The 22462-nt window shown below is 69.5% G+C and carries 15 protein-coding genes, 1 tRNA gene and 1 pseudogene; 11 read left to right on the forward strand and 6 right to left on the reverse strand.

What is annotated here, in order from left to right; all coding sequences use genetic code 11:
* Positions 1 to 356 (forward strand): annotated as a pseudogene (locus tag ABT288_RS43035) (hypothetical protein); the annotation flags it as partial.
* Here ABT288_RS43035 and ABT288_RS43040 read toward each other — a convergent pair.
* Positions 301 to 1341 carry an adenosine deaminase gene (locus ABT288_RS43040; protein ID WP_351620417.1) on the reverse strand — a complete coding sequence of 347 codons (1041 nt, stop codon included), beginning with the start codon at positions 1339 to 1341 and terminating at the stop codon, positions 301 to 303. The pseudogene ABT288_RS43035 and the gene ABT288_RS43040 sit on opposite strands and share 56 nt — an antisense overlap.
* 147 nt (positions 1342 to 1488) lie before the next feature.
* Positions 1489 to 2715, reverse strand: a complete 1227-nt coding sequence (locus ABT288_RS43045; protein ID WP_351620420.1) for a pyridoxal phosphate-dependent aminotransferase — start codon at positions 2713 to 2715, stop codon at positions 1489 to 1491.
* Positions 2716 to 2977: 262 nt separating this feature from the next.
* Between ABT288_RS43045 and ABT288_RS43050 the strand changes: the two genes are divergently transcribed.
* The 10 genes from ABT288_RS43050 (at position 2978) to ABT288_RS43095 (ending at position 16302) form a co-directional block, all read left to right on the forward strand.
* Positions 2978 to 3050, forward strand: a tRNA-Trp gene (locus ABT288_RS43050).
* A 106-nt stretch (positions 3051 to 3156) separates the two neighbouring features.
* Positions 3157 to 3441 (forward strand): preprotein translocase subunit SecE, encoded by a 285-nt coding sequence (gene secE / locus ABT288_RS43055; RefSeq protein ID WP_351620422.1) that lies wholly within the window; start codon positions 3157 to 3159, stop codon positions 3439 to 3441.
* An 80-nt stretch (positions 3442 to 3521) separates the two neighbouring features.
* A complete protein-coding gene (gene nusG / locus ABT288_RS43060; protein WP_351620425.1) occupies positions 3522 to 4382 on the forward strand; it encodes a transcription termination/antitermination protein NusG in 861 nt (286 codons plus the stop codon).
* A gap of 170 nt (positions 4383 to 4552) precedes the next feature.
* Entirely contained in the window at positions 4553 to 4987 is a 435-nt protein-coding gene (rplK, locus tag ABT288_RS43065; protein WP_031167035.1) for a 50S ribosomal protein L11, read from the forward strand.
* A 97-nt stretch (positions 4988 to 5084) separates the two neighbouring features.
* Positions 5085 to 5810 (forward strand): 50S ribosomal protein L1, encoded by a 726-nt coding sequence (gene rplA / locus ABT288_RS43070; protein ID WP_055706206.1) that lies wholly within the window; start codon positions 5085 to 5087, stop codon positions 5808 to 5810.
* A 181-nt stretch (positions 5811 to 5991) separates the two neighbouring features.
* Positions 5992 to 6930 carry an SCO4651 family lipoprotein gene (locus ABT288_RS43075; protein WP_351620448.1) on the forward strand — a complete coding sequence of 313 codons (939 nt, stop codon included), beginning with the start codon at positions 5992 to 5994 and terminating at the stop codon, positions 6928 to 6930.
* A 280-nt stretch (positions 6931 to 7210) separates the two neighbouring features.
* Positions 7211 to 7741, forward strand: coding sequence for a 50S ribosomal protein L10 (gene rplJ, locus ABT288_RS43080; protein ID WP_069779227.1), 531 nt, complete (start codon positions 7211 to 7213; stop codon positions 7739 to 7741).
* A 112-nt stretch (positions 7742 to 7853) separates the two neighbouring features.
* Positions 7854 to 8237 carry a 50S ribosomal protein L7/L12 gene (gene rplL, locus ABT288_RS43085; RefSeq protein ID WP_351620428.1) on the forward strand — a complete coding sequence of 128 codons (384 nt, stop codon included), beginning with the start codon at positions 7854 to 7856 and terminating at the stop codon, positions 8235 to 8237.
* Between the two features lie 578 nt (positions 8238 to 8815).
* Complete coding sequence (rpoB, locus tag ABT288_RS43090; protein WP_351620431.1) at positions 8816 to 12304, forward strand: DNA-directed RNA polymerase subunit beta; 3489 nt, start codon at positions 8816 to 8818, stop codon at positions 12302 to 12304.
* A gap of 98 nt (positions 12305 to 12402) precedes the next feature.
* A complete protein-coding gene (locus tag ABT288_RS43095) occupies positions 12403 to 16302 on the forward strand; it encodes a DNA-directed RNA polymerase subunit beta' (RefSeq protein ID WP_351620434.1) in 3900 nt (1299 codons plus the stop codon).
* A 77-nt stretch (positions 16303 to 16379) separates the two neighbouring features.
* Here the strand turns inward: ABT288_RS43095 and ABT288_RS43100 are convergent, their stop codons facing one another.
* The 4 genes from ABT288_RS43100 to ABT288_RS43115 are packed head-to-tail and all read right to left on the reverse strand — an operon-like array spanning position 16380 to position 22124.
* A complete protein-coding gene (locus tag ABT288_RS43100) occupies positions 16380 to 17684 on the reverse strand; it encodes a M48 family metalloprotease (protein WP_351620437.1) in 1305 nt (434 codons plus the stop codon).
* A gap of 52 nt (positions 17685 to 17736) precedes the next feature.
* Positions 17737 to 18282 (reverse strand): Pycsar system effector family protein, encoded by a 546-nt coding sequence (locus ABT288_RS43105; protein WP_351620440.1) that lies wholly within the window; start codon positions 18280 to 18282, stop codon positions 17737 to 17739.
* On the reverse strand, positions 18279 to 19889 hold the full coding sequence (locus ABT288_RS43110) for a hypothetical protein (RefSeq protein WP_351620443.1): 1611 nt from the start codon (positions 19887 to 19889) through the stop codon (positions 18279 to 18281). Before ABT288_RS43110 ends, ABT288_RS43105 begins: the two co-directional genes overlap by 4 nt.
* 21 nt (positions 19890 to 19910) lie before the next feature.
* Complete coding sequence (locus tag ABT288_RS43115) at positions 19911 to 22124, reverse strand: hypothetical protein (RefSeq protein ID WP_351620446.1); 2214 nt, start codon at positions 22122 to 22124, stop codon at positions 19911 to 19913.
* Positions 22125 to 22462 lie beyond the last annotated feature (338 nt).

The raw sequence follows: 22462 nt of genomic DNA on the forward strand, positions 1-22462 counted from the left end.
AGGCGCGCACCGCGCGGGACGCCGCCGCCTGGCGCGAGCGCCGGGAGCGGCCCGGCCTCCGGGACGTGCTGCGGCACGCCACGCACGCCCGTACGTTCTTCCTCTTCGGCAGCCGGGACGTGTTCGCCGAGACGGCCACCTGGTTCGCCCACGCGGCCGGCAACGGGCCGTACCGGAAGAACGTCGCCAAGGGACACGCCACGCTGATGGCGGAGCTCCCGGCCCTGCTCCAGCCGCCCGGCGGCGGGCACTCCATCGACGTCCTGGTCTGTTTCAAGCCCTACCCGCCCTACGCCCACTTCAGACGGCCGGGCGGGCCAGCCAGTCGTCCACGCCGGCCAGCAGCCGCGCCCTGACGTCCTCCGGGGCGGCCGAACCCCGTACCGACTGCCGGGCCAGCTCGGCGAGCTCGGCGTCCGAGAAGCCGTGCGCGTGCCGGGCGATCTCGTACTGGGCGGCCAGCCGGGAGCCGAACAGCAGCGGGTCGTCGGCGCCGAGGGCCATCGGAACGCCCGCCTCGAAGAGGGTCCGCAGCGGGACGTCCTCGGGCTTCTCGTACACGCCGAGCGCCACGTTCGACGCCGGACACACCTCGCAGGTCACCTGCCGGTCCGCCAGCCGCTTCAGCAGCCGCGGGTCCTCCGCCGCGCGCACCCCGTGGCCGATCCGCGAGGCGTGCAGGTCGTCCAGGCAGTCGCGCACCGACGCCGGGCCGGTCAGCTCGCCGCCGTGCGGGGCCGACAGCAGGCCGCCCTCGCGCGCGATGTGGAAGGCCCGGTCGAAGTCCCGCGCCATGCCCCGCCGCTCGTCGTTGGAGAGCCCGAAACCGACCACGCCCCGGTCCGCGTACCGCACCGCGAGGCGGGCCAGGGTACGGGCGTCCAGAGGGTGCTTCATGCGGTTGGCGGCGACCAGCACGCGCATGTCGAGCCCGGTCTCCCGGGAGGTCGTGTCCACGGCGTCCAGGATGATCTCCAGTGCGGGGATCAGACCGCCCAGCCGGGGCGCGTACGACGTCGGGTCCACCTGGATCTCCAGCCAGCCCGAGCCGTCCTTCAGGTCCTCCTCGGCGGCCTCCCGGACCAGGCGCTGGATGTCCTCCGGTTCCCGCAGGCAGGAGCGCGCCGCGTCGTAGAGCCGCTGGAAACGGAACCAGCCCCGCTCGTCGGTGGCCCGCAGCTTCGGCGGTTCGCCGCTGGTCAGTGCGTCCGTCAGGGCCTCGGGCAGACGTACGCCGTGCTTGTCGGCCAGTTCCAGGACGGTCCCCGGCCGCATCGAACCGGTGAAGTGCAGGTGCAGATGGGCTTTCGGCAGCTCAGAGAGATCACGTACACGCTCCATTCCCAGATCCTGCCGTACGTCCCTGCCGTACCGGTAGCCGTTTCCCCGTACGTGGTCTTGCTCGCACAAACGAACGGGGGCACCCGGGAAGGTTCCCGGGTGCCCCTGTCCAAAAATGGACCGCTCGGTTGTCCAAAGCTGGACTGCTCAGGCCTTGGCCTCCGCCAGCAGCTTCTGGATGCGGCTCACGCCCTCGACGAGGTCCTCGTCGCCCAGCGCGTACGACAGCCGCAGATAACCCGGCGTGCCGAAGGCCTCGCCCGGGACGACCGCGACCTCGGCCTCCTCCAGGATCAGCGCGGCCAGCTCGACCGTGTCCTGCGGGCGCTTGCCCCGGATCTCCTTGCCGAGCAGCGCCTTGACCGACGGGTAGGCGTAGAAGGCGCCCTCGGGCTCGGGGCAGACCACGCCGTCGATCTCGTTGAGCATCCGCACGATGGTCCTGCGGCGCCGGTCGAAGGCCTCGCGCATCCTCGCCACGGCCTCGAGGTCACCCGAGACGGCGGCCAGGGCGGCCACCTGCGCCACGTTGGAGACGTTGGAGGTGGCGTGCGACTGCAGGTTGGTCGCGGCCTTGACGACGTCCTTCGGGCCGATGACCCAGCCCACGCGCCAGCCGGTCATGGCGTACGTCTTCGCGACACCGTTGACCACGATGCACTTGTCGCGCAGCTCGGGCAGCAGCGCCGGCAGCGACACGGAGGCCGCGTCGCCGTAGACCAGGTGCTCGTAGATCTCGTCGGTCAGCACCCACAGACCGTGCTCGACGGCCCAGCGGCCGATCGCCTCGGTCTCGGCCTCGGAGTACACCGCGCCGGTCGGGTTGGACGGGGAGACGAAGAGCACGACCTTGGTCTTCTCCGTGCGCGCCGCCTCCAGCTGCTCGACCGAGACGCGGTAGCCGGTGGTCTCGTCGGCCACGACCTCCACCGGGACACCCCCGGCCAGGCGGATCGACTCCGGGTACGTCGTCCAGTACGGCGCCGGGACGATGACCTCGTCGCCCGGGTCGAGGATCGCGGCGAACGCCTCGTAGATGGCCTGCTTGCCGCCGTTGGTGACGAGGATCTGCGAGACGTCGGGCTCCCAGCCGGAGTCGCGCAGCGTCTTCGCGGCGATCGCGGCCTTCAGCTCGGGCAGGCCGCCGGCCGGCGTGTAGCGGTGGTACTTGGGGTTCTTGCAGGCCTCTACGGCCGCCTCGACGATGTAGTCCGGGGTCGGGAAGTCGGGCTCGCCGGCGCCGAAGCCGATCACCGGACGCCCGGCGGCCTTCAGGGCCTTGGCCTTGGCGTCCACGGCGAGGGTGGCGGACTCGGAGATCGCGCCGACTCGGGCGGAGACCCGGCGCTCGGTGGGTGGGGTTGCAGCGCTCATGGAGCCCATCGTTCCAGACCGGAAATGTCCCCGGCACACGGGTTTCACGGACTGAACAACCAGGGGTCGATGCGTGAACACGGGTCCGAATCCGGTCCCCGGCCAGGACGATCTTTGGTCAACAGGCCCCGGACGGGCGCTTTCTGTTCGACGCCGGGCCGCGGACCACGTACACTCTCACCTCGTTGGCCTTCAGAAGCCGCCGCCGAAACCGGTGCACACCCCGCACCCGGCCGGATGCGGTACGTTGGGGGACACACAAAGGGTCGTAGCTCAATTGGTAGAGCACCGGTCTCCAAAACCGGCGGTTGGGGGTTCAAGTCCCTCCGGCCCTGCTACACACACCGCCAGGATGTGTGCGCATGTACGTACAGCATTGCACCGCCGTGCGGCTCAGAAACCGGGCGCGGCACGGCCACGACCCGGGACCAGGTGAGGACAATGACGGACGCCGTGGGCTCCATCGACACGCCTGATGCCCAGGACGAGGCACTCGAGTCGAAGAAGACACGCAAGGGCGGCAAGCGCGCCAAGAAGGGCCCGCTGAAGCGCCTGGCCACCTTCTACCGCCAGGTCATCGCGGAGCTCCGCAAGGTCGTCTGGCCGACGCGCAACCAGCTGACGTCGTACACCACCGTGGTGATCTTCTTCGTCGCCATCATGATCGCGCTGGTGACCGTGATTGACTATGGGCTCAACCACGCGGCCAAGTACGTCTTCGGCTGAGCCAAGAGCGAAGGGCGCCGTGGCACCGGCGCCCGTTTTCGCATGTTCCACCCCTATGTATCCAGGAAGAAGCAGCCATCGTGTCTGACCCGAACCTGAACGACGACGCCACCGAGCCTCGCGGGACCGCTGCCGAGATGGTGGACGACGAGCTCGACATCGTCGAGGGCGCGGACGAGCAGGACGAGTTCGAGGCTGCCGAGGCCGAGGCGGGGGAGCCGGCCGAAGAGGCTGCCCTGAACGTCGAGGACGAGGACGAGGAGGCCGGCGAGGCTGCCGAGGAGGCCGCCGCCGAGGCCGCCGAGGAAGAGCCGGCCGAGCCCGTCGACCCCGTCGAGGCCCTGCGCGAGGAACTGCGCTCCCTGCCCGGCGAGTGGTACGTCATCCACACCTACGCCGGCTACGAGAACCGCGTGAAGACCAACCTGGAGCAGCGCGCCGTCTCGCTGAACGTCGAGGACTACATCTTCCAGGCCGAGGTGCCGCAGGAAGAGGTCGTCCAGATCAAGAACGGCGACCGCAAGACGATCAAGCAGAACAAGCTGCCGGGTTACGTCCTGGTCCGCATGGACCTGACCAACGAGTCCTGGGGTGTCGTCCGCAACACCCCCGGCGTCACCGGCTTCGTCGGCAACGCCTACGACCCGTACCCGCTGACCCTGGACGAGATCGTCAAGATGCTCGCCCCGGAGGCCGAGGAGAAGGCCGCCCGCGAGGCCGCCGAGGCCGAGGGCAAGCCCGCCCCGCAGCGCAAGGTCGAGGTCCAGGTGCTGGACTTCGAGGTCGGCGACTCGGTCACCGTCACCGACGGCCCGTTCGCCACGCTGCAGGCGACCATCAACGAGATCAACCCCGACTCGAAGAAGGTCAAGGGCCTGGTGGAGATCTTCGGCCGCGAGACGCCGGTCGAGCTCTCCTTCGACCAGATCCAGAAGAACTAGTCCATTTCTGGACGTCGCTCTTCCGCGCAGGTCAGGCGGGCTGTCTCAGCCGGTCTGACCTGCTCGGTTTTTGGCCGCGCATCTATACCCGTTATCGTTGTGCGGTATGCCTGCGTCAGGATCGCGATCCTCGCGCGGGCATGGACCCGAATGAAAGGACCCGGAGAGCTATGCCTCCCAAGAAGAAGAAGGTCACGGGGCTCATCAAGCTCCAGATCAACGCCGGTGCGGCGAACCCGGCCCCGCCGGTCGGCCCCGCGCTGGGTCAGCACGGCGTCAACATCATGGAGTTCTGCAAGGCGTACAACGCCGCGACCGAGTCGCAGCGTGGCTGGGTGATCCCGGTGGAGATCACGGTCTACGAGGACCGCTCCTTCACCTTCGTCACCAAGACGCCGCCGGCCGCGAAGATGATCCTCAAGGCCGCTGGTGTCGAGAAGGGCTCCGGCGAGCCGCACAAGACCAAGGTCGCCAAGATCACCGAGGCGCAGGTCCGCGAGATCGCCCAGACCAAGATGCCCGACCTCAACGCCAACGACCTGGACGCCGCGTCGAAGATCATCGCCGGTACCGCCCGTTCCATGGGCATCACGGTCGAGGGCTGACCTCAACCCCCCAGCAGTCATGCGGCCTCGGCCGCACGTGGCAGGGCCTGCTCGGCCCAGGGACCACGACTCCTTTCAGAACACACAGGAGCAAGTTGTGAGCAAGCGCAGCAAGGCTCTCCGCGCTGCGGACGCCAAGGTCGACCGGGAGAAGCTGTACGCCCCGCTCGAGGCCGTCCGTCTCGCCAAGGAGACCTCCACGACCAAGTTCGACGCCACCGTCGAGGTCGCCTTCCGTCTGGGTGTCGACCCGCGCAAGGCCGACCAGATGGTCCGTGGCACCGTGAACCTTCCGCACGGCACCGGTAAGACCGCCCGGGTCCTGGTCTTCGCGACCGGTGACCGTGCCGAGGCCGCGCGTGCCGCGGGCGCCGACATCGTCGGTGCCGACGAGCTGATCGACGAGGTCTCGAAGGGCCGCCTGGACTTCGACGCCGTCGTCGCCACCCCGGACCTCATGGGCAAGGTCGGCCGCCTCGGCCGCGTCCTCGGCCCGCGTGGTCTGATGCCGAACCCGAAGACCGGCACCGTCACCCCCGACGTCGCCAAGGCCGTCACCGACATCAAGGGCGGCAAGATCGAGTTCCGCGTCGACAAGCACTCGAACCTGCACTTCATCATCGGCAAGGCGTCCTTCGACGACGCCAAGCTGGTGGAGAACTACGGCGCGGCGCTGGAGGAGATCCTCCGTCTGAAGCCGTCCGCCGCCAAGGGTCGCTACCTCAAGAAGGCCGCCATCACCACCACGATGGGCCCCGGCATTCCGGTCGACCCCAACCGCACCCGCAACCTCCTCGTCGAGGAGGACCCGGCCGCCGTCTGAGCCGTCCGCTCACCCCGGTAGCCGCGTCAGGTACGCGTGAGCAAGGGCGGGCCCTGCAACCTTCGAGGTGCGGGGTCCGTCCTTTCTTCGTACGGCCTTACTTTGTACGGCCTTTCGAATGACTGTCAGTGCCCTGGACTACCGTGCCGGGCACAACGACTCGCAACAGGGGTGGGACCAGATGAAGAGCACGACCGTTCGCCGCACGGCCCTTTCCGTAGCGGTGGTCGCCGCGCTGACCTCCGTGGCAGCCTGCGGCTCCTCCTCAGGCTCCGGCAAGGGGGACAAGGCCGCCGGCGGCGAGACGATCCACATCAGCCCCATCGCGGCCGTGCTGCGCACCGCCGAGCAGTCCACCGACAAGGCGGACTCGGCGAAGGTGCGCTCCACCATGGTCGTCGGCGACGTGATGTCGATGTCGGGAAACGGCACCATGCGCTGGGGCAACGGCCTCACCGGCAGCCTCACCATCACCTACACCGGCGGCAAGATCGCCGAGGCCATGCACAAGGTCGGTGCGGCGCCGTCGCTGCAGGCCCGCTACCTGCCGGACGCCTACTACGCGAACCTGGGCGGCGCGTCCGCCGAGCGCCTGGGCGGCAAGCACTGGATCAAGTACTCGTACGACCTCCTCGCCCAGGTCAGCGGTGCCTCCGGGGCGTACCTGAAGGACCAGGTCCGCACCGCCACGCCGAACCAGTCCGTGAAGCTGCTGCTGGCCTCCGGTGATGTCAAGAAGGTGGGCGAGGAGACGGTCTCCGGCGTACACACCCGGCACTACTCGGGCACGGTGAACGTCGCCGACCTCGCGGGCAGGAACAGCAACATCAGCGCGGACCAGCTGGCCGCCCTGAAGAAGCAGCTCGACCAGGCGGGCATCACCACCGAGACCGTCGACATCTGGCTCAACGACCAGAACCTGCTCGTGAAGAAGATCGAGAAGGGCGCCACGGCCAAGGGCGAGATGGTCAACACCGCCTACTACAGCGACTACGGCGTCCCGGTCACCACCGAGGCCCCGCCGGCCTCCGACACGCTGGACTTCGCCAAGCTCATGAAGTCCAGCGGCCTGCCCAACGGCACCGCGACGGGCAGCGGCACGAGCATGACGACGTCCTGACCCGATTTGCCTGGGCGGGGGGCCGTCCCGTACTCTTCCACGGAAGCCAAAGACCGCTGGTCGTTGTCGCACGCTCGAACGAGGGTGCGGTGGCCGAAGGATCCGCTGAAAAGTGGGCGACCCGCGCAGGTGACAGTGGAAGAACTCCCGGAGTGCGCGCGCTGAGCGCGTGTGCGGCCGGTCGAGTCCGCCCCGTGCGCCTGCGCCGGGGCGTTTCGTTTTTCCCAGTCCTCCTTCGGGTCCGCGCGGTCCGAATCACCCGGAAGGAGGCCGAGGCTCTATGGCGAGGCCCGACAAGGCTGCCGCGGTTGCGGAGCTGACGGACAAGTTCCGCAGCTCCAACGCCGCCGTGCTGACCGAGTACCGCGGTCTCACCGTGGCGCAGCTCAAGACGCTGCGCCGGTCGCTCGGTGAGAACGCCCAGTACGCCGTGGTGAAGAACACGCTGACCAAGATTGCGGCCAAGGAGGCCGGGATCACGCTGGAGGACCAGCTCTTCGCTGGCCCGACGGCCGTCGCCTTCGTCACCGGTGACCCGGTGGAGTCGGCGAAGGGTCTGCGTGACTTCGCCAAGGACAACCCCAATCTCGTCATCAAGGGCGGTGTCCTCGAGGGCAAGGCCCTCTCCGCCGACGAGATCAAGAAGCTTGCGGACCTCGAGTCCCGCGAGGTTCTGCTCAGCAAGCTGGCCGGTGCCTTCAAGGGCAAGCAGTCCCAGGCTGCTCAGCTCTTCCAGGCGCTGCCGTCGAAGCTCGTCCGTACCGTGGACGCGCTGCGCGCCAAGCAGGCCGAGCAGGGCGGTGCCGAGTAATTCGGCTCGCTTTCTGACCCGCGCCGACGGCACGGGTCGCAGCGGGCCGACGTACGCCCGCCACATCCAGTACATCCGGCACCTGCCGATTTGAGTGGAAGGATCGCCCATCATGGCGAAGCTCAGCCAGGAAGACCTGCTCGCGCAGTTCGAGGAGATGACCCTCATCGAGCTCTCCGAGTTCGTGAAGGCCTTCGAGGAGAAGTTCGACGTCACCGCCGCCGCCGCGGTCGCCGTTGCCGGTCCGGCCGGTCCGGCCGCCCCGGCCGAGGCCGAGGAGGAGAAGGACGAGTTCGACGTCATCCTCACCGGCGCCGGCGACAAGAAGATCCAGGTCATCAAGGTCGTGCGTGAGCTGACCTCCCTGGGTCTGAAGGAGGCCAAGGACCTCGTCGACGGCACCCCGAAGCCGGTCCTCGAGAAGGTCAACAAGGAAGCCGCCGACAAGGCCGCCGAGTCCCTCAAGGCCGCCGGCGCCTCCGTCGAGGTCAAGTAACACCTTCCGGGTCCCGCACGCACCGCAGGACCCGGCCGCGCGCTGAAATCAGTCCCGTAGGGCTGTAACGCGAACGCACCGAAGGGCGATCATCCATCCGGGTGGTCGCCCTTCGGCGTTCCCCGGAGCCCGGCCTGGGCTGCCTTGCACCTGTGTTCGTGAGGGGTAAGGTGATCTTCGCCGTGTCTCCGGATCCCCGGTTCCCGCAAGGGAGCCCTTGACGAACCGCACGCAGCGCGCAATTCTCAGGACGCGTCGTCACAAGGATCCGAATCCGAGGCATGGATCGACGGCGAAGAGGGCAGTATCAACGTGCGTTGAGGGCAGCATGCCGAGGGCGTTGACAAGAGTGGTGAGCACAGCGAGGGTCTCGACAAACCCGCACTGGACATCAGTGTGCCAAGTGGCTACACTGACCCTTTGCGCTGCCTGTTAGCTGTCCCCTGCCCGTCACCAGGGGTCTGCCCTCACTCGAGCACTGACGACAAAAGCTCCCTTGACCTGGGGTTTCTGTCTCTGTGTACGGGTGAGGGGCCGGTACGCGCGTAGTGAGTCCGAGCCCTCGGAAGGACCCCCTCTTGGCCGCCTCGCGCAATGCCTCGACCGCGAATATGAACAACGGCGCCAGCACCGCCCCGCTGCGCATCTCCTTTGCAAAGATCAAGGAGCCTCTCGAGGTTCCGAACCTGCTCGCGCTGCAGACCGAGAGCTTCGACTGGCTGCTCGGCAACACCGCCTGGCAGAGTCGGGTCGAGGAGGCTCTGGAGAACGGTCAGGACGTCCCCACCAAGTCCGGTCTGGAGGAGATCTTCGAGGAGATCTCCCCCATCGAGGACTTCTCCGGGTCGATGTCCCTGACGTTCCGGGACCACCGCTTCGAGCCGCCGAAGAACTCCATCGACGAGTGCAAGGAGCGCGACTTCACGTACGCCGCCCCGCTCTTCGTCACCGCGGAGTTCACCAACAACGAGACCGGTGAGATCAAGTCCCAGACGGTCTTCATGGGCGATTTCCCGCTCATGACGAACAAGGGCACCTTCGTCATCAACGGCACCGAGCGTGTCGTGGTGTCCCAGCTGGTCCGTTCCCCCGGTGTCTACTTCGACTCCACCATCGACAAGACGTCCGACAAGGACATCTTCTCCGCCAAGATCATCCCGTCCCGGGGTGCCTGGCTGGAGATGGAGATCGACAAGCGCGACATGGTCGGTGTGCGTATCGACCGCAAGCGCAAGCAGTCGGTCACCGTGCTGCTGAAGGCGCTCGGCTGGACGACCGAGCAGATCCTCGAGGAGTTCGGCGAGTACGAGTCCATGCGCGCCACCCTGGAGAAGGACCACACCCAGGGCCAGGACGACGCGCTGCTCGACATCTACCGCAAGCTGCGTCCGGGCGAGCCCCCCACGCGTGAGGCCGCGCAGACGCTGCTGGAGAACCTCTACTTCAACCCCAAGCGCTACGACCTCGCCAAGGTCGGCCGCTACAAGGTCAACAAGAAGCTCGGTGCGGACGAGCCGCTGGACGCCGGTGTGCTCACCACCGACGACATCATCGCCACCATCAAGTACCTGGTGAAGCTGCACGCCGGCGAGACCGAGACGACCGGCGAGTCCGGCCGCTCGATCATGGTCGAGACCGACGACATCGACCACTTCGGCAACCGTCGTATCCGCAGCGTCGGCGAGCTGATCCAGAACCAGGTCCGTACGGGTCTCGCCCGTATGGAGCGCGTCGTGCGCGAGCGCATGACCACCCAGGACGTCGAGGCGATCACGCCGCAGACCCTGATCAACATCCGCCCGGTCGTGGCGTCGATCAAGGAGTTCTTCGGCACCTCGCAGCTGTCCCAGTTCATGGACCAGAACAACCCGCTGTCGGGGCTGACGCACAAGCGTCGTCTGAACGCCCTCGGCCCGGGTGGTCTCTCCCGTGAGCGGGCCGGCTTCGAGGTCCGTGACGTGCACCCCTCGCACTACGGCCGCATGTGCCCGATCGAGACGCCGGAAGGCCCGAACATCGGTCTGATCGGCTCGCTCGCCTCCTACGGCCGGGTCAACGCGTTCGGTTTCATCGAGACCCCGTACCGCAAGGTCGACGAGCAGGGTGTGGTCACCGACGAGGTGGACTACCTGACCGCCGACGAGGAGGACCGCTTCGTCATCGCGCAGGCCAACGCGCCGCTGACCGACGAGCTCCGCTTCGCCGAGGCCCGCGTGCTGGTCCGCCGCCGTGGCGGCGAGGTCGACTACGTCGCCCCCGAGGACGTGGACTACATGGACGTCTCGCCGCGCCAGATGGTGTCGGTCGCGACCGCCATGATCCCCTTCCTCGAGCACGACGACGCCAACCGTGCCCTCATGGGCGCGAACATGATGCGTCAGGCCGTGCCGCTGATTAAGTCCGAGGCGCCGCTCGTCGGCACCGGCATGGAGTACCGCTCCGCGGTCGACGCCGGCGACGTGGTCAAGGCCGAGAAGGACGGTGTGGTCCAGGAGGTCTCCGCGGACTACATCACCACCGCCAACGACGACGGCACGTACATCACGTACCGCCTGGCCAAGTTCTCCCGGTCCAACCAGGGCACCTCGGTCAACCAGAAGGTCATCGTCAACGAGGGCGACCGCGTCGTCACCGGCCAGGTCCTGGCCGACGGCCCGGCCACCCAGAACGGCGAGATGGCCCTCGGCAAGAACCTGCTCGTGGCGTTCATGCCGTGGGAGGGTCACAACTACGAGGACGCGATCATCCTGTCGCAGCGCCTCGTGCAGGACGACGTCCTCTCCTCGATCCACATCGAGGAGCACGAGGTCGACGCCCGTGACACCAAGCTCGGCCCCGAGGAGATCACCCGGGACATCCCGAACGTCTCCGAGGAGGTCCTCGCCGACCTCGACGAGCGCGGCATCATCCGCATCGGTGCCGAGGTCATCGCCGGTGACATCCTCGTCGGCAAGGTCACCCCGAAGGGTGAGACCGAGCTGACCCCCGAGGAGCGCCTGCTCCGCGCGATCTTCGGTGAGAAGGCCCGTGAGGTCCGTGACACCTCGCTGAAGGTGCCGCACGGCGAGACCGGCAAGGTCATCGGCGTGCGCGTCTTCGACCGCGAGGAGGGCGACGAGCTGCCGCCGGGCGTGAACCAGCTGGTCCGCGTCTACGTCGCGCAGAAGCGCAAGATCACCGACGGTGACAAGCTCGCCGGCCGTCACGGCAACAAGGGTGTCATCTCCAAGATCCTGCCCATCGAGGACATGCCGTTCCTCGAGGACGGAACTCCGGTCGACATCATCCTCAACCCGCTGGGTGTGCCGTCCCGAATGAACCCGGGACAGGTCCTGGAGATCCACCTCGGCTGGCTCGCCAGCCGCGGCTGGGACGTCTCCGGCCTCGCGGACGAGTGGGCCCAGCGCCTGCAGGCCATCGGCGCCGACCAGGTTGCCCCGCGCACCAACGTCGCCACCCCGGTCTTCGACGGTGCCCGCGAGGACGAGCTGGCGGGTCTGCTGCAGCACACCATCCCGAACCGCGACGGCGAGCGCATGGTGCTCCCGTCCGGCAAGGCGCGGCTGTTCGACGGCCGCTCCGGTGAGCCGTTCCCGGACCCGATCTCGGTCGGCTACATGTACATCCTGAAGCTGCACCACCTGGTCGACGACAAGCTGCACGCCCGCTCGACCGGTCCGTACTCGATGATCACCCAGCAGCCGCTGGGTGGTAAGGCCCAGTTCGGTGGCCAGCGGTTCGGCGAGATGGAGGTGTGGGCCCTCGAGGCCTACGGCGCCGCGTACGCCCTCCAGGAGCTGCTGACCATCAAGTCCGACGACGTCACCGGCCGCGTGAAGGTCTACGAGGCCATCGTCAAGGGCGAGAACATCCCCGAGCCCGGCATCCCCGAGTCCTTCAAGGTCCTCATCAAGGAGATGCAGTCGCTCTGCCTGAACGTGGAGGTGCTGTCCAGCGACGGTATGTCCATCGAGATGCGTGACACCGACGAGGATGTCTTCCGCGCTGCGGAGGAGCTCGGCATCGACCTGTCCCGGCGCGAGCCGAGCAGCGTCGAAGAGGTCTGACGGGAGTCCGGCGGGGCCCTCACCCTTAAGGGCCCCGCCGACCCCCAGGCCCCCGTTTCAGACCACAGACTTACGACCCTGAGAGGGATTGACGCATAGTGCTCGACGTCAACTTCTTCGACGAGCTCCGGATCGGCCTGGCCACCGCTGACGACATCCGTCAGTGGAGCCACGGCGAGGTCAAGAAGCCCGAGACCATCAACTACCGCACCCTCAAGCCCGAGAAGGACGGACTCTTCTGCGAGAAGATCTTCGGCCCCACCCGGGACTGGGAGTGCTACTGCGGCAAGTACAAGCGCGTCCGCTTCAAGGGCATCATCTGCGAGCGCTGTGGCGTCGAGGTCACGCGCGCCAAGGTGCGCCGTGAGCGGATGGGCCACATCGAGCTGGCCGCGCCCGTCACGCACATCTGGTACTTCAAGGGTGTCCCCTCGCGCCTCGGCTACCTGCTGGACCTGGCGCCGAAGGACCTCGAGAAGGTCATCTACTTCGCCGCGTACATGATCACGTACGTCGACGAGGAGCGCCGTACCCGCGACCTGCCCTCCCTGGAGGCGCATGTCTCGGTCGAGCGCCAGCAGATCGAGAACCGCCGCGACGCCGACCTGGAGGCCCGCGCCAAGAAGCTCGAGGCCGACCTGGCCGAGCTGGAGGCCGAGGGCGCCAAGGCCGACGTGCGCCGCAAGGTGCGCGAGGGTGCCGAGCGCGAGATGAAGCAGCTGCGCGACCGCGCGCAGCGCGAGATCGACCGCCTCGACGAGGTGTGGAACCGGTTCAAGAACCTCAAGGTCCAGGACCTCGAGGGCGACGAGCTGCTCTACCGCGAGCTGCGTGACCGCTTCGGCACGTACTTCGACGGCTCGATGGGTGCCGCGGCGCTGCAGAAGCGCCTGGAGTCCTTCGACCTGGAGGAGGAGGCCGAGCGGCTCCGCGAGATCATCCGCACCGGCAAGGGCCAGAAGAAGACCCGTGCCCTCAAGCGCCTGAAGGTCGTCTCCGCGTTCCTGCAGACGTCCAACAGCCCCAAGGGCATGGTCCTGGACTGCGTCCCGGTCATCCCGCCGGACCTGCGTCCGATGGTGCAGCTGGACGGTGGCCGCTTCGCGACCTCCGACCTGAACGACCTGTACCGCCGTGTCATCAACCGCAACAACCGTCTGAAGAGGCTCCTGGACCTCGGTGCCCCGGAGATCATCGTCAACAACGAGAAGCGCATGCTTCAGGAGGCCGTTGACGCCCTCTTCGACAACGGCCGTCGCGGCCGTCCGGTGACCGGTCCCGGCAACCGCCCGCTGAAGTCCCTCAGCGACATGCTGAAGGGTAAGCAGGGCCGTTTCCGTCAGAACCTGCTCGGCAAGCGTGTCGACTACTCGGCGCGTTCCGTGATCGTCGTCGGTCCGCAGCTGAAGCTGCACCAGTGCGGTCTGCCGAAGGCGATGGCGCTGGAGCTGTTCAAGCCGTTCGTGATGAAGCGCCTGGTCGACCTGAACCACGCGCAGAACATCAAGAGCGCCAAGCGCATGGTGGAGCGCGGCCGCACGGTCGTGTACGACGTCCTCGAAGAGGTCATCGCCGAGCACCCGGTCCTGCTGAACCGTGCTCCCACCCTGCACCGCCTCGGCATCCAGGCCTTCGAGCCGCAGCTGGTCGAGGGCAAGGCCATCCAGATCCACCCGCTCGTCTGCACCGCGTTCAACGCGGACTTCGACGGTGACCAGATGGCCGTGCACCTGCCGCTGTCCGCGGAGGCGCAGGCCGAGGCCCGCATCCTGATGCTGTCCTCGAACAACATCCTCAAGCCGGCCGACGGCCGTCCGGTGACGATGCCGACCCAGGACATGGTCCTCGGTCTGTTCTTCCTCACCACCGACGGCGAGATGCGTGACGTCAAGGGCGAGGGCCGCTCGTTCGCGTCCGTGGCCGAGGCGATCATGGCGTTCGACGCCGGCGAGCTCTCGCTGCAGTCGCGCGTGGACATCCGCTTCCCGGTGGGCACCATCCCGCCGCGCGGCTGGACCCCGCCGGCCCGCGAGGAGGGCGAGCCGGAGTGGCAGCAGGGTGACTCGTTCCGTCTGAACACGACCCTGGGCCGCGCGCTCTTCAACGAGCTGCTGCCCGAGGACTACCCGTTCGTCGACTACGAGGTCGGCAAGAAGCAGCTCTCCGAGATCGTCAACGACCTCGCCGAGCGCTACCCGAAGGTCATCGTGGCGGCGACGCTCGACAACCTGAAGGCGTCCGGCTTCTACTGGGCCACCCGTTCCGGCGTCACCGTCGCCATCTCCGACGTCGTCGTTCCCGAGGCGAAGAAGGAGATCGTCAAGGGCTACGAGGCGCAGGACGAGAAGGTCCAGAAGCAGTACGAGCGCGGTCTGATCACCAAGGACGAGCGCACGCAGGAGCTCATCGCGATCTGGACCAAGGCGACCAACGAGGTCGCCGAGGCGATGAACGAGAACTTCCCGAAGACCAACCCGATCTTCATGATGGTGAACTCGGGTGCACGAGGCAACATGATGCAGATGCGTCAGATCGCCGGTATGCGTGGTCTGGTGTCGAACGCGAAGAACGAGACGATCCCGCGGCCCATCAAGGCGTCGTTCCGTGAGGGTCTGTCCGTGCTGGAGTACTTCATCTCCACGCACGGTGCCCGTAAGGGTCTGGCGGACACCGCCCTTCGTACCGCCGACTCGGGTTACCTCACCCGTCGTCTGGTCGACGTCTCGCAGGACGTCATCATCCGCGAGGAGGACTGCGGCACTGAGCGTGGCCTCAAGCTCCACATCGCGGAGCGCGGTGCGGACGGCGTGCTGCGTAAGGCGGACGACGTCGAGACGTCCGTGTACGCGCGCTGCCTCGCCGAGGACATCGTCGTCGACGGCAAGGTGCTGGCCCCGGCCGGTACCGACCTCGGTGACGTGCTCATCGACGAGCTGGTCAAGCACGGCGTCGAGGAGGTCAAGACCCGCTCGGTCCTGACCTGCGAGTCCGCCGTCGGCACCTGCGCGATGTGCTACGGCCGTTCGCTCGCCACCGGCAAGCTGGTCGACATCGGTGAGGCGGTCGGCATCATCGCCGCCCAGTCCATCGGTGAGCCCGGTACCCAGCTGACGATGCGTACCTTCCACACCGGTGGTGTGGCCGGTGACGACATCACCCAGGGTCTGCCGCGTGTCGTCGAGCTCTTCGAGGCCCGTACCCCGAAGGGTGTCGCCCCGATCTCCGAGGCCTCCGGCCGCGTGCGGATCGAGGAGACCGAGAAGACCAAGAAGCTCGTCGTCACCCCGGACGACGGCAGCGACGAGACGGCGTACCCGATCTCCAAGCGTGCCAAGGTCCTGGTCAGCGAGGGCGAGCACGTCGAGGTGGGCCAGCAGCTCACCGTGGGTGCCACCAACCCGCACGACGTGCTGCGCATCCTGGGCCAGCGTGCCGTCCAGGTCCACCTGGTCGGCGAGGTCCAGAAGGTCTACAACTCGCAGGGTGTGTCGATCCACGACAAGCACATCGAGATCATCATCCGGCAGATGCTCCGCCGCGTGACGATCATCGAGTCCGGCGACGCCGAGCTGCTGCCCGGCGAGCTGGTCGAGCGCTCGAAGTTCGAGACCGAGAACCGTCGTGTGGTCCAGGAGGGCGGTCACCCGGCCTCCGGTCGTCCGCAGCTGATGGGTATCACCAAGGCCTCGCTGGCGACGGAGTCCTGGCTGTCGGCCGCCTCCTTCCAGGAGACGACCCGAGTCCTGACGGACGCGGCGATCAACGCCAAGTCCGACAGCCTCATCGGCCTCAAGGAGAACGTCATCATCGGTAAGCTCATCCCGGCCGGTACGGGCCTGTCCCGCTACCGCAACATCCGGGTCGAGCCGACCGAGGAGGCCAAGGCCGCGATGTACTCGGCCGTCGGCTACGACGACATCGACTACTCGCCGTTCGGCACCGGCTCCGGCCAGGCCGTTCCGCTGGAGGACTACGACTACGGTCCGTACAACCAGTAAGCGAGCAGCATGAAGGGCGGTCACCCCTCGGGGTGGCCGCCCTTCGGCGTGTTCACCGGCCGTGCGGCCGGCCGCTGCTACTGCCCCTGCTGCTGCCCCTGAGGCTGCAGATACGGCTGCAGGTGGTGCAGCCGGGTGTAGTGGTCCGGATGGGACGACAGCAGCCGGGCCAGCGCGCTCTCCTCGACGGGCCGCCCGCCGTTCTGAGCGGCCAGCTGGGCCTGCTGCCACTGCTCCTGCCGGTGCAGCTTGTCGAGTACGGCCGCCAGCATGGGGGCGAAGCCGAGCACGGCGGCGTGCTCGTCGGCCCGCAGCTCGGCACGGCGGCCCACGGCGGCCAGCGCGTACGGCACCGCCAGGATCAACAGCGGCAGGCCGAAGAACGTGGAGATCGTGGCCAGGGCGATCCCGCCGACGAGCAGCACCAGAAAGCCGAAGCCGAGGCAGCCGAAGGCACGCGACACCTTGAACATGAAGCCGAAGGACGCCTTCAGCACCCGCCAGGCCACCCGGCCGGGCAGGGCGTACCAGTAGCCGAGCAGCGAGGACCAGGCGTGGCCGCCGACGTGGTGGCCCAGCTCGTGCGCCATGACGGCGGCCAGTTCGCCGTTGGGCAGCTCGTTCATGGCGAAGCGGGTGACGCCGACGATGTGTCCCGCCGCCGCGACCGCGTTCAGGGCGTCGCTGTCCTCCACCCACAGCTCGTAGTTACGCCCTTCGATGCCGGCGCGGGCCGTGACCTCCCGCCAGACCGGTTCGAGTTTGGCTCGTTCTTGTGGAGTGGGGTAGCGCAGACGGAGCACATGGCGCGCGAGGGCGCTTTCCGTGGGCCGGTGGAACACGAGTGCGCCGCTGGCGACCCAGGCGAGTATGACGACGATGCCCAGGCCGCCGAAGAACAGCGAGACCAGGGCGACGACGAAGAGGCTGCACAGGAAGTTGGGCACGTGCAGCAGCAGGTTCCCCACGGCCGTGGCGTCCGTCCGCCGCTGGTCGGCGGAGAGGAAGACCCGCCCCCGGTCGGTGTCGATGTGGTGCGGGTGCTGGGCGGGGGCCGGGGGCACGGGCGCCGGCGCGGGCGCCGCCGGGTACTGCGGCGGCACGGGCGCCGCCTGCGGGTACGAGGGCGCCGCTGGTGAGTGCTGGGGCGGTGCCGCCTGGGGGTACTGAGGCGCTGCCTGCGGATACTGGGGCGCTGCCTGCGGGTATTCGGGTGCCGCTTGCGGGTACTGCGGTGCCGCCTGGGGGTACGCGGGAGCGCTGGGCTGCTGGGGAGCGGTGGGCTGCGGGTAGGGCGGCGCCGTGTGCGGGTACGGCGGGGCCGGCTCGGAGTGGGGGCGGGCGGGGGGCTCGGGTCGGTCCGGGGGCGTGGGCTGGGTCATGGCGGTCGTTCGTTCCTTCACGTGCGGGTGGGGACGGCTGCGGACGGGCGGATCAGCCGATCAGCAGGGATGCGGGCAGCAGGACCGTGCCGGCGCAGAAGGCGATGAGCCCGGTGCGGATCCACTGGTGCTTGCGTGTGGCGATCCGGCTGTTCTCGGTCAGGGCACGGGCCAGCCCGGCCGTGGGGTGGTGCTCGGTGTCGGCGAGAGCGGTGTCCAACCGGCCCTGCCGGACGGCCTGTTGGATGTCACCGAAGTACGACAGCGGTTCCCCGGGCGTCCAGGTGCCCAGCTGGTAGCGGGGCAGTACCGCGAGCAGCAGGGCGAACAGCGAGAGCAGGAGCGACAGGGCCCCCGCCCACCACACGACCGTGCCAAGCGCGGAGAGGGTGGACGGGGTCCAGTTGCGTCCGGCGACCAGACCGCTGAACACACCGGCGGTCATCCCGAGCGCGGCGACCAGGACGGAGGCCTTGTTGTCGGCGTGGGCGATCTCGTGCCGTGTCTCGGCGAGCAGCCGCTCGCACAGCCGCGCGGCAGCGGCGGGGACGTCCGGGGCGCCCGGTGCGCCGGGGGGATCCGGGGCCGTGGCCGTCATGGAGCGCTCCCGTCGCCGTCCTCGTCGCCGGGTGCGACCGGCGCCTTGATGTCGTCCGGTTCCGCCGTGGCGCGCGCATCCGGCACCGTCGGCGTCGTGCCGTACCCGGGCGGCGGCTGCCAGGCCGGGGGCGGCGGGGCGTAGGCGGGCTGGGGCGGCGGGGGCGGAGCGGCGGGGGTGCCGTACGGCCCCGGCATTCCCGGCGGCGGCAGGAAGGGGGGCGCGCCCGTGGCCGGCGGACCGAAAGGCGCTGCCTGAGCCGCTGCCGGCGGCGCCGGCGGGCTGAAGGGGCCCGTCGGAGCTGCCGGCGGCGCCGGGGGAGCCGTAGGTGCCGGAGACGGGGGAGGGCCGGAGGGCTGCCCCTCGGGGGCCGGCGGCGGTGGTGTTCCCCCCGGCGCCCCCGGCTGCGGGGCCGGCGTCGGCTGTGCCGGTGGGCCGTAGCCGGATCCGTCGGGCACCGGCGGGCCGTAGCCGGTGCCCCCCGGCAGCAGGGGCGGGTTCTGCGGGACTCCCGGGAGGCGCTGGTTGAGGATGTCGCTGACCGTGCGGAGAGCCAGTTGCTTGGGTCCCTCCAGCTCGTAGCTCTCGGCCGTGTCGCCGCTCAGCAGCTGCTTCACCAGGTCCATCTGGGCCTGGATCATGCGCAGTTGGTCCTCGCGCATGCTGGACATCACCAGCTGGGAGTCCTCGGGGTGCTGGGCGAGGTGGAGCGCCCAGGCGTGCACGCCGCCCTGCTGAAGGTGGTACTGGTAGAACGCGATCTTCTGGGCCTCGATCTGCTGCAACTCGATCTGCTGGCGGCCCTGTTGCAGGGCGAGCTCGTGCTGCTGCCCGCCGGCGAGCATGGCCTGCTCGTGCTGCCAGTGCTGCTGCCGCAGAAGCAGCTCGTGCTGCTGGGTGCCGTACGCGACGGCCCGCTCGATCTGCAGGGCGTCCTGCTGACGCAGCCTGCGGTCCACCTCGACGTCGACCTCCATGCCCCGCTGGGCCGCGTGGACCTGCTCGGTGGCGGAGTGGTCGATGGCCCGCAGCCGCTGCTGGTGCTCGATGTCGGCCTGGTCGCGCTTGAGCCGCAGGGTCCAGGTGACCTGGAGTCCCGCGGTCGCGCCCAGCGGCCCCAGCACGGTCACCGCCTCCAGCAGCTTCCGCTCGGCCGACGCGCTGTCCGCGACCTGGAAGCCCCGGGACACCGGCCGTGCGGCCTGCTGGAGTTCGCCGAGCACCAGGGCGGGCACGTCCCGGTGGCCGCTCGCCACGAACCGGGCCGGGTCCAGCACCTGCCAGGACAGCTCGACCTCGGCGGTGAACTCGAAGGCGTCGTTGTCGCTCGGCAGCGCGAGGGTCGTGGTGTAGGGATGGACCCCCATGTCCACCTCGTAGACGGCGGAATAGCGCTTGGCCGTGATCTCGGCGCGCGTCGGCCGCTGCGGCGGCAGATAGGCCTCGTAGGAGCCCTTGGGGGTGGAGAAGACGAGTGCGTGGTCGATGCGGACCAGGGACCGGAAGTTGAACTCGAAGCGGGACAGCTGCCGCACGGTGAGCACCGGGTCGACCAGCTGGGTGTGCCGGTCGGCGGGCTGCTGCCACTCGGGTCGGAAGGAGGGCATGGCGTGTCGTCCAGGGGTAGGTCAGCGGGTGGGACGTGGGTCGGTGTGGAGCGCGGTCAGCAGGCGGTCGGTGACCTCGGGCGGGGGAGTGCCGTCCTCGCCCGGCATGGTGCGCAGCAGGTGGTTCAGCCGCTCGTGCTCGGTGGCCGTGGTGACGAGCCTGGGCAGCAGCGCGGCCAGGGCCCACTCGACGGCCGTCGACCGGTCGGCGATGAGCACCCAGGTGCGCAGGACCTGCAGGGCCTGCCGGGTGGCGCGCGGATCGCCCAGCGCGGCCCGCCACAGGAACGGCACGCCCTGCGCGGCGGGCCCGCCGTCGGCGGCCGCGCGGGCGAACCAGCCGAGGACGAGAGGAAGGCCGTACCGCTCGTCGTCCTCGGTGTGCCGGCATGCCCCGACGAAGCCGCTCAGCGCCAGGTCCCGCACGGCATGGTCGTCGGCCAGGTGCTCGCGCAGCTCGTCGAGGACGCGGTCGCTCGCCGCCGACAGCAGCAACAGCTCCACGGACTCGGCCAGTTCCCGCGCCAGTTCGCCGTCGATGTCGTCCGGGGTGTCCGCGTACAGGCGCCGTACGGCCCCGCGCAGGGCGGCCAGTGCCTGCTCCGGTCGCTCCGCCCCGATCAACCCGTAGGCCCTTACGGCCACCCAGCGCAGCCTCGGGTCGTCGCCCTCGCACCAGGTGTCCAGGATGCGCGGGACGTTGGGTGTGCCGACCAGGTGGGACAGGGCGAGCGCGTTGACCGCCACGAGCCGCTGCCGGTACCGCTTGGAGGTCGCCCACGGCTGGATGACCAGCGCCATCGCGGACGGCAGGTCGGTGCGGGCGAGGACGGCCGCGGTGGAGGCGGCCCGGGTGCGCACCAGCGGGCGGCCGTCGTCCGCGAGCCGGCGCAGCCAGGCGACCAGCGCGGGCCGGGCGGAGGGGTGGCCGGTCCACACCTCGCGCAGCAGCACCAGGGAGGCGCGTTCGTCGCGGAACGCGGCCTTCTGCTGGTCGACCGGGCCCCACTCGGTGTGCTCGGGCTCCCCGTAGATGCGCGCCCGCGCCAGTTGCAGCCGCTTGCCGACGTGCGTGCCGAAGACGGGGACCTCGGGGACGCGGGCCGGGTTCTCGGTCTCCTGGAGGAACCGGTAGAGCAGGTCGCTCAGTTCGGCGGTGAGCGCGTAGGGTCCGCCGTCGAAGGCGGCGAGCGCGACGAGGAAGGCCTTGTCCCGCAGGTGGAGTTCGGACTCCTCCGCCTCGAACCACTCCTGGACCTGGTTCTCCAGGGACACCAGCGAGAACTGTCCTACGGCGTCCTCGGCGGCCTCTCCGGTCGCGTACCGGGCGAGGAGCCGGGCGAACGCGGCGGCCTCGCGCGGCTGGTGACTGCGCTGCAGGAATTCGGTCACCGGCGGCAGGCCGAGCATCTTCCCAGCCGTCTCCTGGTCGGTGCGGGCGCTCAGCTGAGCCGCGAGCACGTCGGCCGCGGCCGGCGGGCGCCACTCCTCGGCGGTCACGTCGTCCAGCGCGGCGCCGGGATCGAGGGTGACGACGAGGTAGGCGTCCCGCTCGGTGAGGCGTTCGCGGGCGGCGAGCAGATGCGTCCAGCGCAGCGGCCGGTCGCGGCGCGGGGCGAGGTCGCACAGGACATGGCCGCGGGCCTTCGGCTCGCCCCGCTCACCGCCGAGCCGCTCGGCGAGGCTGTCGGCGGTGGTGTCGCTGACCAGGGTGCGCACGGGCAGGGCACCCAGGCGGCGCAGCAGCATCAGGGCGGCCGTGCGCCGGCCGGTGAAGCGGCCGCCGGACAGCACCAGGACCCGGTCGTCGCGCAGCCGGCGCAGCAGGCGGTCCATCAGCCGTTCGTCGGCCGCGAAACCGCGCTCCAGCTCCTCCAGGGTGGCCTCGGGCACCTCGCCGGAGGGAGGGGCGGCGGCCCCGGACGCGGCGAGCTGGTAGACCTCCGTCCTGCCGCCCAGGAAGACGTCCCCGGTGAAGTGGCCGCCGCTGATGCCGCCGTGCTGGTCGCCGCCGAGCAGACCGCCGCTGAAGCGGGCGCGGGCGCCGACGTTCATGCTGCGGGGGCTGTGGTCGACCAGGTCGCGCCGCGCCGACCAGGCGGTCTGCGGCTGGTCCCGCTCCTCGGACTCGCCCGCGTCCGCGGCGCCTTCGGGCGGTCTGGGCTCGTCCGGGGCCGGCTCGTTCCCCGCTGCGGCCGCCGGGCGGGGCGGGGCCTGCGCCTCGGGTGTGCTCACGCGGTCTCACCCCGCCCGCGCCCGCCGTCCTTGCCGGGTTCGCCGAAGACGACGTCCCCGGTGAAGTGGCCGCCGCTGATGCCGCCGAACTGGTTGCCGCCGATCAGCCCGCCGGTGAAGCTGCCGCCGTGGACGTTGATGACCGGGCCCGGGGCCGGGGCTCCCCCTGATCCGGCCGGCGCCGGGCCGTCCTCGGCGGGGGCAGCGGGCGTGCGCGGTGGGGGGCCGGGGCCCCCCCCCCCCCCCCCCCCCCCCCCCCCCCCCCCCCCCCCCCCCCCCCCCCCCCCCCCCCCCCCCCCCCCCCCCCCCCCCCCCCCCCGGCCCCACGCCCAAAAACG

Source organism: Streptomyces sp. NPDC001093, assembly GCF_040298985.1.
Classification (GTDB): domain Bacteria; phylum Actinomycetota; class Actinomycetes; order Streptomycetales; family Streptomycetaceae; genus Streptomyces.